General features: G+C 48.5%; 10 protein-coding genes. 8 read left to right on the forward strand and 2 right to left on the reverse strand.

Translation table 11 applies throughout. From position 1 onward, the window contains the following. Window positions 1-25: 25 nt before the first annotated feature. The 8 genes from DW096_RS10080 to DW096_RS10115 all read left to right on the forward strand — a co-directional run bounded on the left by DW096_RS10080 (window position 26) and on the right by DW096_RS10115 (window position 12,066). Window positions 26-1,345 carry a SpoIID/LytB domain-containing protein gene (locus DW096_RS10080; RefSeq protein ID WP_057281381.1) on the forward strand — a complete coding sequence of 440 codons (1,320 nt, stop codon included), beginning with the start codon at window positions 26-28 and terminating at the stop codon, window positions 1,343-1,345. A 27-nt stretch (window positions 1,346-1,372) separates the two neighbouring features. Next, entirely contained in the window at window positions 1,373-2,695 is a 1,323-nt protein-coding gene (locus tag DW096_RS10085; protein ID WP_005824972.1) for an MFS transporter, read from the forward strand. 48 nt (window positions 2,696-2,743) lie between these two features. Continuing rightward, window positions 2,744-3,985: an exo-beta-N-acetylmuramidase NamZ domain-containing protein gene (locus DW096_RS10090; RefSeq protein ID WP_117963512.1), complete on the forward strand. Its 1,242-nt coding sequence runs from the start codon at window positions 2,744-2,746 to the stop codon at window positions 3,983-3,985. Between the two features lie 177 nt (window positions 3,986-4,162). Then, window positions 4,163-7,108 carry an FAD-binding and (Fe-S)-binding domain-containing protein gene (locus tag DW096_RS10095; RefSeq protein ID WP_117963511.1) on the forward strand — a complete coding sequence of 982 codons (2,946 nt, stop codon included), beginning with the start codon at window positions 4,163-4,165 and terminating at the stop codon, window positions 7,106-7,108. 33 nt (window positions 7,109-7,141) lie between these two features. Beyond that, window positions 7,142-8,326, forward strand: a complete 1,185-nt coding sequence (locus DW096_RS10100) for an acyltransferase family protein (protein ID WP_057281383.1) — start codon at window positions 7,142-7,144, stop codon at window positions 8,324-8,326. Between the two features lie 113 nt (window positions 8,327-8,439). After that, window positions 8,440-9,279, forward strand: a complete 840-nt coding sequence (locus DW096_RS10105) for a BadF/BadG/BcrA/BcrD ATPase family protein (protein ID WP_005824980.1) — start codon at window positions 8,440-8,442, stop codon at window positions 9,277-9,279. Window positions 9,280-9,332: 53 nt separating this feature from the next. Next, entirely contained in the window at window positions 9,333-10,142 is an 810-nt protein-coding gene (gene murQ, locus DW096_RS10110; RefSeq protein ID WP_005824981.1) for an N-acetylmuramic acid 6-phosphate etherase, read from the forward strand. A 28-nt stretch (window positions 10,143-10,170) separates the two neighbouring features. Next, the gene (locus DW096_RS10115; RefSeq protein WP_005824982.1) at window positions 10,171-12,066 is read left to right on the forward strand and encodes a serine hydrolase; all 1,896 of its coding nucleotides are present in this window, start codon (window positions 10,171-10,173) and stop codon (window positions 12,064-12,066) included. Between the two features lie 144 nt (window positions 12,067-12,210). Here the strand turns inward: DW096_RS10115 and DW096_RS10120 are convergent, their stop codons facing one another. Then, window positions 12,211-12,855, reverse strand: coding sequence for an FKBP-type peptidyl-prolyl cis-trans isomerase (locus tag DW096_RS10120; RefSeq protein ID WP_005824983.1), 645 nt, complete (start codon window positions 12,853-12,855; stop codon window positions 12,211-12,213). Window positions 12,856-12,923: 68 nt separating this feature from the next. Next, window positions 12,924-14,465 carry a glycine--tRNA ligase gene (locus DW096_RS10125; protein WP_005824984.1) on the reverse strand — a complete coding sequence of 514 codons (1,542 nt, stop codon included), beginning with the start codon at window positions 14,463-14,465 and terminating at the stop codon, window positions 12,924-12,926. Window positions 14,466-14,612: the final 147 nt, after the last annotated feature.

A 14,612-nucleotide genomic window follows, 5' to 3' on the forward strand; every position in this document is an offset into this window, starting at 1 on the left:
ACTCTAATTTTAAAGAAATACCATTATGAAAGAGCCCAAAGTACAAGTAGGCATTCTGTTTGAACCGCAGATAGAATTCGTTTTGCTGAATCCGTATCGCATGGACGGAACGGAAGTCAGCGGAAAGCAGGTAGTGACCTACGACGAAGGCAAGATTCTCTGGAATGGACGCCGGTATGACGAACTGCTGTTTGAACCGCAACACGAGCAGACCGATGCCTTCGAACTATTGGACGTTACCATCGGCATCAATTTCCATTGGGAGCGCAAGGAAGACCAGCGTTTTCTGGGTGCTCTCAAAATCATCGTTGAGAATGGAAAGCTCACCGGCATCAACGTCATCCATGTAGAAGATTATCTGACCAGCGTCATCTCCTCCGAGATGAGTGCCACCGCTTCTCTGGAGCTGCTCAAGGCACACGCTGTCATCTCCCGAAGCTGGCTACTGGCACAAATACAAAAGAATAAGGAAATCACCGAAGCCCAAGCTAACTACTCGGCCTTTACGCAGACCGACGAAGAGCTGATTCGCTGGTACGACCGAGAAGACCACACACGTTTCGATGTATGCGCCGACGACCATTGTCAGCGCTACCAGGGCATTACACGTGCCTCTACCGATATTGTGAAACAAGCCATCTCCGCTACCCGCGGCCAAGTACTGACATCTGATGGTAAGATTTGCGACGCCCGTTTCTCCAAATGCTGCGGCGGTGCTTTCGAGGAATTCCAATACTGCTGGGAAGACATCAAATACCCCTATCTTGCCCAACAACGAGACAGCAAAACGCACGCCACACTACCCGATTTGACGCAGGAAGTCGAAGCGGACCGCTGGATTCGTACCTCCCCCGAAGCATTCTGCAACACCACCGACAAGAAAATCCTCTCGCAGGTACTCAATAACTATGACCAGGAGACTACGGACTTCTATCGCTGGAAAGTGGAATATACTCAGGAAGAACTTTCAGCCCTCATTCTGAAACGTTCAGGCATTGACTACGGACAAATCATCGACCTTATCCCCATAGCCCGCGGAACCAGCGGACGCCTCTGGAAACTGAAGATTGTGGGAACCAAACGCACACTCACCATCGGCAAGGAACTGGAAATCCGCCGTACGCTCTCCACTTCACACCTCTATAGCTCCGCCTTTGTGGTAGACAAAGAGGAGTTGTCCGCCGAAGGCATTCCCGGACGCTTCATCCTCACCGGCGCCGGTTGGGGGCATGGTGTGGGGCTTTGCCAGATAGGTGCAGCCGTGATGGGCGAGCAAGGGTATAAGTATGATGCAATACTGCTGCACTATTATATAGGTGCCAGCATTGAAAAGCTATATGAATAATCGGATAAAACACAATAAATCAATATCATGAACCATACAAAAAACATATCGCCATGGGCATGGGTACCCACCTTGTACTTTGCACAAGGCATTCCGTATTTCATCGTAAACAACATCTCCGTGATGATGTTTACCAAGATGGGCGTACCGAACGGAGAAATGGCCTTGTTCACAAGCCTGCTTTATCTGCCCTGGACTATCAAACCCTTCTGGAGTCCGTTTGTCGACATCATCAAGACCAAAAGATGGTGGACTCTTTCCATGCAGATTCTGATGTCCGTGGCATTCATCCTGCTGACGCTGTCCATTCCACGGCCGGACGAGGCGACTATGGCAGCCGGAACAACCCCCATCAGCATGTTCAGCATCACGCTGATGCTGTTCATCATCACGGCTTTTGCCTCTGCCACACACGACATTGCCGCCGACGGCTTCTACATGCTGGCACTGAAACAGAGTGACCAGGCAGCCTTCGTTGGCATCCGAAGCACGTTTTACCGGCTCGCCTCTATCTTCGGACAAGGCGTGCTCGTAGCCATTGCCGGCGCCATCGAACTGAGAACCGAAAACATTCCGCTGTCATGGACCATCACGATGCTGGTTACAGCCGTTCTGTTCAGCCTGGTGACGTTCTATCACCTCTTTGCAGTCCCCAAACCCACCTCAGATAAGTCAACACTGGCTGCCGATGCCGCCACTGCAGGAGCCATATTCAGAGAATTCGGACGAACATTCGCCACCTATTTCACCAAACCGGGCGCATTGCTGGCCATCGTGTTCATGTTGCTGTACCGCCTGCCTGAAGCATTCCTCATCAAAATGTGTATGCCTTTCCTGGTTGCCTCCAAAGAATCGGGAGGTCTGGAACTATCGACAGCAGAAGTAGGTATCGTATACGGCACCATCGGAGTCATATTCCTCACCCTGGGCGGTATCCTCGGAGGATTGTTCGCATCACGCATTGGCTTGAAAAAATCCATCTGGTGGATGGCAGGATGCATGACTCTGCCATGCCTGACGTTTGTCTATCTTGCCATTGCCCAGCCCGACAATCTGTTTGCCATCTCCACCGCCATCGCCATCGAGCAATTCGGCTACGGCTTCGGTTTCACGGCCTACATGCTCTACATGATGTACTTCTCCGAAGGTGAATTCAAAACATCCCACTATGCCATCTGTACCGCATTCATGGCACTAAGCATGATGATACCAGGTATGTTTGCGGGATATATCCAGGAGGCTATCGGATATACGGACTTTTTCTGGTTGGTAATGATATGCTGTTTCGCCACGGTTGTTGTCACCATTTTTGCAGACAGAAGGATAGACCCGGAATATGGAAAAAAATGATTAATGGTTAATGATTAATGTTTTGTGAGTAATATTTAGTGATTGGTTATGAAGAGGACTATTATTATATCCTTGCTCTGCCTCCTTTGCGGAGGTGCGATGCAAGCACAGAAGATCAGAATAAAGACCGGTATCGAGGTACTGAAAGAACAGAATTTCCGATGCCTGGAAGGTAAGCGTGTAGGATTGATTACCAACCCGACGGGGGTGGACAACCGGATGAGGTCCACCATTGACATCCTGCACGAGGCGCCCAACGTGAACCTTGTGGCACTCTACGGCCCCGAACACGGCGTGCGCGGCGATGTGCACGCAGGCGACCATGTGACGGACATCAAAGACGCGACTACCGGACTGCCCGTCTATTCGCTTTACGGAAAGACCCGCAAGGCCACGCCGGACATGCTGAAAGATGTGGATGTATTAGTGTATGATATCCAAGACATCGGTTGCCGTTCCTTTACCTACATCAGCACCATGGGACTGGCCATGGAAGCCGCTGCCGAAAACGGCAAGGAATTCATTGTGCTGGACCGGCCCAATCCCGTAGGCGGATTGAAGATTGAAGGCAACTTGGTTGAAGATGATTGCATTTCTTTTGTAAGCCAGTTTAAAATTCCGTACCTTTACGCCCTCACTTGCGGTGAGCTGGCACTGATGCTCAATGGCGAGAAGATGTTGAAGGATGGGGAACAATGTAATCTCCACATAGTGAAGATGAAAGGCTGGAAACGCAAGATGGATTATACCCAAACCGGACTGCAATGGGTTCCCTCCTCTCCACACATTCCACATCCTCATTCTGCATTCTTCTACCCCGTCAGCGGCATTCTGGGCGAACTAGGATATATGTCTATCGGCGTGGGGTATACCATTCCGTTCCAGATGTTTGCCGCACCATGGATGGAAGCGGAAAAGCTGGCCGGAAACCTGAACCGTCTGAACGTACCGGGGGTCATCTTCAGACCGATGTACCTAAAGCCGTTCTATAGTGTAGGCAAAGGCGAGTTGCTGCAAGGTGTGCAAGTGCACATCATGGATTTCGGCAAAGCACCGTTGAGCGACCTGCAATTCCTGGTCATGCAGGAAGTCGCCGCCCTCTATCCTGACCGTGCCGTGTTTGACCATGCCGACAAGGGACGTTTCTCGATGTTCGACAAAGTAAGCGGTTCGCGGCAGATACGCGAGCGCTTCGCGAAGCGGAACCGTTGGGAGGACATACGCGACTACTGGTATAAAGATGCCGAAGACTTCCGTAAGCTGTCGAAAAAGTATTATTTATATAAATAAATTTACAGATAAACAAGGAAGGGAAAAGAGCCTGATACGGAGACTATTTCAGTCGTATACAGAACCACATTCAGTCGTATACTTAAATATATTCAGTATACGACTGAATGTACCCCCTCGTAAGACACGTTTACAGAGCACTTTGAAGCGAAGTGATGCAATATAAAAAAAGTGAACATGAAAGAGCATAGTTACATGGCTTTCCTGCAGGAAGCAAAACAATTCATTCCGCAGGAAAGGATTTACACCGACGAACTTCGCCGGCTGGCTTGGGGTACGGATGCCGGTTTTTACCGACTGATTCCCCAGATTGTAATCCGTTCGAAAGACGAAGATGAAGTTTCACAACTGTTGAAACTGGCGAGCCGCCACGGGCTGCCCGTCACCTTCCGAGCGGCAGGGACCAGTTTGTCGGGTCAAGCCATTAGTGACTCCATCCTCATCGTAGCCGGCAAGAATTGGGAAAAATACAGCATATCCGCCGGCCACGAACAGATAACCCTCCAACCGGGCATCATCGGACAACGTGTGAACGAACTGTTGGCTCCCTACGGCCGTAAGTTTGCACCGGATCCCGCCTCGGTGAAAAGCGCCATGGTAGGCGGTATTGTCATGAACAATGCTTCCGGCATGAACTGCGGTACGCACGCCAATAGCGACAAGGTGCTTGTTTCCGCCCGTATTATCCTAATGGACGGTACCCTGCTGGATACCGGAAATCCCGTCAGCCGCGCCTCCTTCGAAGTGACTCACCGTGACTTCATTCGCCGCATCTGCGAACTGCGCGATGAAATACGTACCAACGAAAAACTGGCCGAACGCATCCGTTACAAATATTCCATCAAAAATGTAACCGGGCTCAATCTGCTGCCCTTCGTCCGTTTCGACGACCCATTCGAAATCATTGCCCACCTCATGGTAGGTTCCGAAGGTACACTGGCGTTCCTTTCGGAAGTGACGATGAAGACTGAATATGATTATCCCTACAAGGCCAGCGCTATGCTCTACTTCAAGACCATCAAAGAAGCGAGCCGCGCTGTGGTAGCCATGAAGAAGCTGGTCGACGAAACCGGCGAATGGACAGTAAAAGGGGCTGAAATGCTAGACTATAAGAGTCTTTCCTCCGTCAACGACCCCGTATTCCTAAAATACAAAGGCGAAGTTGCCTCCTCTGCCCTCCCCGGCGTGGAGCCCGGCGACGAAACCGGGTTGACAGCAGTGCTGACCGAAACCCAAGCCCGTACCCCGGAAGAACTGCAACAGAACATATCCGCCATCGAAGCTTGCCTGCAAGCCTTCACCTCCTATATTCCGGTACGCTTCACCGACCGTCCGGAGGAATATTCCAAATACTGGGGCATCCGTTCCGGCATCTTCCCCTCTGTGGGAGGTACGCGCCAACCGGGAACCACTTGCCTCATCGAGGATATCGCCTTCCACATTGAAGACCTTCCAGAAGCGACGGCAGAACTGCAACAGCTCATAGCCCGTCACGGCTATGACGACGCCTGCATCTACGGCCATGCTCTCGAAGGAAACTATCACTTCATCATCAACCAGTCCTTCAGTACCCAAGCGGAAGTGAAACGCTACGAAGACTTGATGAATGACATCAAGACCTTGGTAGTAGATAAATATGACGGTTCCCTAAAAGCCGAGCATGGTACGGGCCGGAATATGGCTCCCTTTGTCCGCCATGAATGGGGAGATGACGCCTACAAAGCCATGAAAGCCGTCAAAGAGCTGTTTGACCCACAAGGATTGCTAAACCCCGGTGTCATTTTCAATGATGACCCGCAATGCCATATCAAGAACTTCAAGCCGCTGCCTTTATTAGTGATGAGTGACAAGAGACAAGCTACGTCACTCGTAGCTGACAAATGCATCGAGTGCGGTTTCTGCGAAGTCAACTGTCTCTCCTGTGGCTTTACCCTTTCCTCGCGCCAGCGTATCGTGTTGCAGCGCGAAATATCCCGGCTGAAACAAAGCGGCGAGGACCCGACACGCCTTGCACTGCTCGAAAAACAATACCGCTATCCCGGCAACCAGACTTGTGCCGGAGACGGCCTCTGCTCCATGTCGTGCCCGATGGGTATCAATACGGGCGACCTTACCCATATAATCCGCCAGGAAGCATTACCCAAAGGCAGTCTGGGATACAAAGCCGGAGACTTTGTCGCCAATCATTTCGCCGGTGTCAAGAGTACACTGCGTCCCGTATTGTCCTTAGCCAACTTCGGACATTCACTATTAGGGACAAAGGCGATGAGCAATATTACCAAAGGCTTGCACAATGCATTAGGCATACCTCTATGGACGCCGGCTATGCCGAAAAGTTATCAGTTACAAGCTACAAGCACTATGCAGCATAATAGCGCAGCACTTGTAGCTCGTAGCTCTGTAACTCGTAACTACAAAGTCGTTTACTTCCCCAGCTGCATCAACCAAACTATGGGTCTGGCAAAGAAGTCTCCCGTAGAGCAGCCATTGGTAAATAAAATGGTGTCCTTGTTGCAAAAAGCCGGTTACGAAATCATCTTCCCGAAAGACATGGACAAACTTTGCTGTGGCACCATTTGGGAAAGTAAAGGGATGCTGGACATTGCCGACCGCAAGACAGCCGAACTGGAGGCCGCACTTTGGGAAGCCAGCGAACAAGGCAAATACCCCGTCCTCTGTGACCAAAGCCCTTGTCTGCACCGCATGCGCGAATGTATCAAGAAGATGAAACTGTATGAACCTGCAGAATTCATCTATACATTCTTACGTGAGAAGCTGATTTTCACACCTATTAACCGCCCCGTAGCAATCCACATCACCTGCTCCATGCGGAAAATGGGACTGGCAGATACCATTATAGCCCTTGCACGCCTTTGCTCCAGTAAAGTCATCGTGCCGGAAGAAGTAGGTTGCTGCGGTTTTGCCGGAGACCGGGGATTCACCTATCCTGAGCTGAACTCGTACGCCCTACGCAAACTCCGCCCGCAAATAGAAGCGTCCGGAGTGAATATAGGCTACTCTAACAGCCGTACTTGTGAAATCGGATTGACAACAAACTCAGGTATCCCCTATGTATCCATTGCCTATCTGGTAGACGAATGTACAAAGGCAGCTGATAATTAGGATTGATAATTAACTTAACACACAAATATTACAATGAACAGTACAAAAGTAAGTAAACGCATCCTTGCACTCGACATTCTCCGTGGTGTCACCATCGCAGGTATGATTATGGTAAACAACCCCGGTTCGTGGGGACATATCTATGCCCCCTTGCGGCATGCAGAGTGGAACGGTCTGACCCCCACCGACCTCGTCTTTCCCTTCTTCATGTTTATCATGGGAATTTCCACATACATTTCCCTGAAGAAATACAACTTCGAGTTCAGCCACGCCGCCGGCATGAAGATACTGAAACGCACCATCGTCATTTTCCTCATAGGCATGGCTATCGGCTGGTTCTCGCGTTTCTGCTATTACTGGGCTTCAGCTCCGGACGACCTCAGTTTTGGAGAAAAACTATGGGCTTCCGTCTGGACATTCGACCGTATCCGTATCCTGGGTGTCATGCAACGGCTGGCCCTTTGCTACGGAGCAGCCTCCATCATTGCACTAACCATGAAGCATAAACATATACCTTATCTGATTGCCAGCCTATTAATAGGTTACTTCATACTGTTGATGTGTGGCAACGGTTTCGCCTATAATGAAACAAACATTCTTTCCGTGGTAGACCGTGCCATCCTGACCCCTGCACACATGTACAAGGATAACGGCATAGATCCCGAAGGTTTGTTAAGTACTATCCCTGCCATTGCACACGTGTTGCTGGGATTCTGTGTAGGACGGCTGATGCTGGACGGCAACAAGTCGGAAGACCGTGCCTCATTTCTCAATTCGCAGCTTATCACACTGTTTCTGGTAGGTGTTATCCTTACTTTCTCTGGTTTCCTGCTAAGCTACGGTTGCCCCATCAACAAGAAAATATGGTCTCCTACCTACGTATTCGTCACTTGCGGACTGGCATCCAGTTTTCTGGCATTGCTTATCTGGATTATTGATGTGAAAGGCTATAAGAAGTGGAGCATGTTTTTCGAGGCATTCGGTGTGAATCCGCTGTTCATGTATGTATTGGGCGGCGTACTTAGCATACTTTTCGGTAGCATCAGCTTCCCGTGGGGAGACGGCAGCATCAGTATACACGGATTCTTATACAATATAGTCCTCATGCCCGTTTTCGGTGAAACCGCCGGTTCCCTTGCCTTTGCCCTGCTGTTTATCGCCATTAACTGGTGTATCGGCTACCAGTTGTACAAACGAAAAATATATATCAAGATATGAGAATAAGGATGAAGGATGAAGGATTAATGTTTAATGATACCACCTTTATTATATGCAACACCCTAATCCTTAATCCATCATCCCTAATCCTTAATCCTTAAAAACTATTTTATATGATTCTAATAGCAGACAGTGGCTCTACAAAAACCGATTGGTGTGTTGTAGAGAATGGAGTACTTCTCCAACAGATATTCACGAAAGGTACGAACCCTTTCTTTCAGTCGGAAGAGGAGATCAGTAATGAAATAGCAACAGCGCTATTACCTCAGCTGAAAACAAGTGAACTGGATGCCGTATACTTTTATGGTGCAGGATGCGGATTTCCCGACAAGATAAGTATGGTGCACCGTGCCATAACCAAACACCTCAGTGTGAAAAATGAAGTGGAAGTCAATACCGATATGCTGGCTGCCGCACGTGGCCTCTGCGGACATGACTCAGGCATTGCCTGCATCATGGGGACCGGCTCCAACTCATGTTATTATGACGGAAAAAGCATTGTCACCAATGTATCTCCTCTGGGATTCATCTTGGGAGACGAAGGCAGCGGAGCCTGCTTGGGCAAACTGTTGGTAGGCGATATCTTGAAAAATCAGATGACACCCGAGCTGAAAGAGAAATTCCTCAAACAATTCGACCTGACACCTGCTGATATCATCGACCGTGTCTACCGTAAACCTTTCCCCAACCGTTTCCTGGCAAGCTTGTCACCATTTCTTGCACAGAATCTGGGTGAACCTTGTGTACGCGCTCTGGTACTGAACAGCTTTAAGGCATTCCTTAAACGCAATGTCATGCAATATGAAGACTATCAGCATCAAAAAGTACATTTCATCGGTTCCGTAGCCTTCTATTACAAGGAAGTTCTGGCAGAAGCTGCCAAAGAAATGGGTATCCAACTGGGTGCAATCATCAAGAGCCCCATGGAAGGACTCATCAAATATCACAACTGAAAGTGACAAATCGTAAATAGTAAATAGTAAATCGTCAAATAGTAAATAGCCTTATGTTCGTAAAAATCTCAGAGCAACCATCGCTCTACAATGACTTGGAAAAGAAATCAGTCCGTGAAATTCTGGAAGACATCAATACCGAAGACCAGAAAGTGGCGCTTGCCGTACAGAGGGCAATCCCTCAAATAGAAAAGTTGGTAACCCAGATTGTGCCCCGCATGAAACAAGGCGGACGCATCTTCTACATGGGTGCGGGTACCAGTGGACGTCTGGGCGTACTCGACGCTTCGGAAATTCCACCGACTTTCGGTATGCCCCCCACGCTGGTTATCGGCTTGATTGCCGGTGGTGACACTGCATTGAGAAATCCGGTAGAGAATGCCGAAGATGACATTCACCGCGGTTGGGAAGAGTTGACGGAACGCAATATTACAGATAAGGATACGGTCATCGGTATTGCTGCATCCGGTACCACCCCCTACGTGATTGGTGCCATGCACGAGGCACGCGAACACGGCATACTGACCGGCTGTATCACCAGCAACCCGGACTCTCCAATGGCAGCAGAGGCAGATGTAGCCATCGAAATGATTGTAGGGCCTGAATATGTGACGGGAAGCTCACGCATGAAATCGGGAACAGGACAGAAAATGATACTGAATATGATTACTACTTCCGTCATGATACAGTTGGGACGCGTGAAAGGCAACAAAATGGTGAATATGCAGCTCAGTAACAAAAAGCTTGTGGACCGTGGTACCCGTATGATTGTAGAGGAACTCGGACTGGACTATGGCAAAGCCAAGGCGCTGCTGTTGATGCACGGTTCGGTGAAAAAGGCAGTGGATGCGTACCGGATTTAGCTATTACTCACTCTTAAATTCCTTTATTATGAAAGCAATATATTTTTTTCTCTTTTCTCTTTGTCTGCAAGCTGCCACCGCGCAACCCTTGCAACGCGTAGCCCCTGAACAAGTGGGAATGGACTCACGCAAGTTGATGTATGCTGACGAAGCGATTGAAACAGCCATCTCCAACAAGGATATTCCCGGTGCCGTACTTGCTGTAGTACGTAACGGCAAGATGGCCTATCTGAAAGCTTACGGCAACAAGCGTATTTATCCCAATGTGGAGCCTATGACTGCCAATACTATCTTTGATATGGCATCTTGCAGCAAATCCATGTCGACCGCCGTATGTACGATGATACTGGCAGAACGCGGCAAGCTCCGTATGCTGGACCCCGTCAGCCTCTACATACCCCATTTCAAGAATTGGGAAAGCGAAGACGGCAAAGAGAAAAAGGTAATCCGCATTGCCGATTTGATGACACACACTTCCGGTCTTCCTCCCTATGCACCGGTAGCCGAGCTAGAAAAGCAGTACGGTTCTCCCAATCCTGATGGGCTTATGGAATATATTGCTACTTGTAAACGCGACTTCAAGCCGCAGACTGATTTTCAATACAGTTGCCTCAACTTCATCACTTTGCAGCACATTATCGAGACTATAAGCGGACAGAGCCTGCGTGACTTTGCACGTGAAAACCTATTTGATGTACTCGGCATGGAGCATACCGACTATCTGCCTTGCCAACGTGATAAGGATGGTAACTGGATTACGATAGTTGACAAAGGAACGAGAAAACAAGGACACAAGGAAAACAACGTAGCCAATTCTCAATTTTCAATTCGCAATTCTCAATTGAATAACATTGCCCCCACTGAAAAGCAACCTAATGGACAAGTTCTCTGCGGACAAGTTCATGACCCGCTGGCACGTGTCATGAACGGAGGTATCAGCGGTAATGCAGGAGTATTCTCTTGTGCTGATGATATTGCCATACTCTGCGCAGCCCTGCAAAACGGAGGTGAATGGAACGGACGCCGCATCCTGAGTCCGCTGGGTGTAAAAGCCATGCGTACTGTGCCACGCACTACCGCCAGTCTGGGACGCACTCTCGGTTGGGATAATTTTACAGCCTATGCCTCCAACAATGGAGATTTGTTTGGTCCTAATACCTATGGGCATACCGGCTACACGGGTACCTCCATCATTATCGATCCGGACAATGACACTTCCGTCATACTCCTTATCAACGCCGTACATCCGGAAGACGGACACAGCGTAGTTCGCCTGCGTTCATTGGTTGCCAACGCTGTGGCGGCTTCCATCTACCCCATTCCGCGTATTTATACAGACCATTACTACAAACGTTTCCTACAGTTTATGGATGAGCCTGCCATTACAAGCAAGGACATCGTCATGCTTGGCAATAGCCTGACTGAAGGTGGCGGTGACTGGTCTGCCCGTCTTGGTAAGAAGAATGTACGTAATCGCGGCATCATCGGTGATGAAGTGATGGGTATCTATGACCGCCTGCATCAGATACTTCCCGGACATCCCGCCAAGCTGTTCCTGCTTATCGGAGTCAATGACATTTCCCATGACTTGGCACCAGACAGTATTGTAGACATGATTCGCATGACGGTGGAACGCATCCGGAAAGAATCTCCCGACACAAAACTCTACCTACAAAGCCTACTCCCTTTCAATGAAAGTTTCGGCCGATACAAAAAACTGACTGGAAAGACAGATATGGTTCCTGAAATCAACTCCCGTCTGGAGGCGTTTGCCAAAGAGGAAGGCATTGCCTATATCAATCTTTTTCCACTATTTACAGAGAAGGGAACAAATGTACTACGCAGTGAGTTGACCGGCGACGGACTGCATTTGAATGAGGATGGATACAAAATCTGGGTAAAGGCCATTAAGAAGAAAATATAAAACGAACCAGTCTCCGAACGTCTGCCACACTACCAACAGGCTAAAGAAGACATCTCTCCATTAACTAGATTCCCCCTGCCATAGACATCTATAGCAGGGGGAATTCTTATATTCGGGGCGTTTCGGCACACACCCTCTTTTATCTCATTCGGCAAAGCTAACCAGTTGCAAGTCAAACGTCAACAGAGAGCCTCCGGGGATTGTATTTGTAGAATAAGGAGCAGTATAATCATTTATACCATATCCGCTTTGATAAGGGATATACAACATCCACCGCTCACCCATCCGCATAAGCTGCAAGGCAGCTGCCCAACCGGCAACGACACCCGAAACTTCAAAATCCACGAATGAATCAAAAACCGTAGGTTCTTTTACCGGAGGAATAGGTATATCGCGGTCAATAGCACTATAACCGTCAAAGCAACCGTCGAATTCTTCGCCATTCACATAAGTCCCATAATAATAAGCATTCACCTTTGAATGATAACCCGTATACAACGGGCGTTCACCCGTCTCATTCTTCACAAGCTTCTTGCAATAGACATACTGAGCACCTTCAGAAGTGCTTGCAGTCGTCTGTATGGCATACAGTTTCCCGAGTTCCATAGCATCGGCCTGCTCTGCTGTGGCGACATAATTCTCGCCAGTCAGCCTTTTTATCGAGTCAACAAAAGCCTCGCCGCGTTCTCTCCAATTATCATACTTTCCAGCCTCTTCCACTTCTTCACAAGAGATAAAAGCACCCACCAGCAACAGCAAGAAAGGCAAAAACAAAAGGGACTTTTTCATTTACTATTTTACTATTTTACTATTTACTATTTCAGTTTGTTCACGCACCGGTCTATTCCATAACCGCTTTATTGCAAGGTTTTCAGCAACGATGTGATGCTTACACGGTCTGCAATAATATTATTCAGTTCAGAGATAGCCACGCGCTCTTGCTGCATGGTGTCACGATTACGCAGTGTCACACAGTTATCTTCCAAAGTCTGATGATCCACGGTGACACAGTACGGAGTACCAATGGCATCCTGGCGGCGGTAACGCTTACCAATAGAATCTTTCTCATCATACTGACAATGGAAGTGGAACTTCAGATTGTCAATGATTTCGCGCGCTTTTTCGGGCAGACCATCTTTCTTTACCAACGGCATTACGGCCAGTTTCACCGGTGCCAGTGCAGCAGGCAACTTCAAGACAACACGGGATTCACCGCTATCCAACGTCTCTTCACAGTAGGAAGCCGACATGATGCTAAGGAACATGCGGTCTACACCGATACTAGTCTCGATGACATACGGGGTATAGCTTTCGTTGGTTTCCGGATCGAAATACTTGATGTTCTTGCCGGAGAACTTCTCATGCTGGGACAAGTCGAAATTTGTACGGCTGTGAATACCCTCTACTTCCTTGAAACCGAAAGGCATCAAGAACTCAATGTCTGTAGCAGCATTAGCGTAGTGGGCCAGTTTGTCGTGGTCGTGATAACGGTAATGGTCATCACCGAAGCCCAGCGCCTTGTGCCATTTCAGGCGAGTAGCCTTCCAACTCTTGAACCAGTCAAGCTCTGTACCCGGCTTCACAAAGAACTGCATTTCCATCTGCTCGAACTCGCGCATACGGAAGATGAACTGGCGGGCTACAATTTCGTTACGGAAAGCCTTACCAATCTGGGCGATACCGAAAGGAATCTTCATGCGACCGGTTTTCTGTACATTAAGGTAATTTACGAAGATACCTTGTGCCGTTTCCGGGCGAAGGTATATCTTCATGGCACCATCGGCGGTAGACCCCATTTCTGTTGAGAACATCAGATTGAACTGACGTACCTCTGTCCAGTTCTTTGTACCACTGATAGGGCAAACGATTTCTTCGTCAAGGATAATCTGACGGAGTTCGTCCAGATTATTATCGTTCAAAGCCTTGGAAAAACGTTCATGCAAGGCATCACGTTTGGCCTGGTGTTCCAGCACACGACCGTTGGTACTGCGGAACTGAGCCTCATCGAAAGCCTCACCAAAACGCTTGGCAGCTTTGGCCACTTCTTTGTTTATCTTGTCATCGTACTTAGCAAGCTGGTCCTCTATCAACACATCGGCACGATAACGTTTCTTGGAATCGCGGTTGTCAATCAAAGGGTCATTGAAAGCATCTACGTGTCCGCTGGCTTTCCAGATGGTGGGGTGCATAAAGATTGCTGAGTCGATACCGACAATATTTTCGTGCAGCAGCACCATACTCTGCCACCAGTATTGCTTGATGTTATTTTTCAGTTCCACACCCATCTGACCATAGTCATACACAGCTCCCAGTCCATCATAAATCTCGCTGGAAGGGAACACAAAACCATATTCCTTACAGTGTGATACGAGTTTCTTAAAAACGTCTTCTTGTGCCATTTTCTGTTGTATCTAAATTAATTTGAATCTTATTTTCAGCTAAAAAGCGCCACAAAGATAGGGATTTATATCGTAAGTAGGACACGGAGGGTATTAATTTATCTTATTACCAAATAAAAGAAGAAGCTACCTCATAACTCCGAGGCA

This window comes from Bacteroides sp. AM07-18, assembly GCF_003602695.1.
GTDB classification, from domain to species: domain Bacteria; phylum Bacteroidota; class Bacteroidia; order Bacteroidales; family Bacteroidaceae; genus Bacteroides; species Bacteroides uniformis.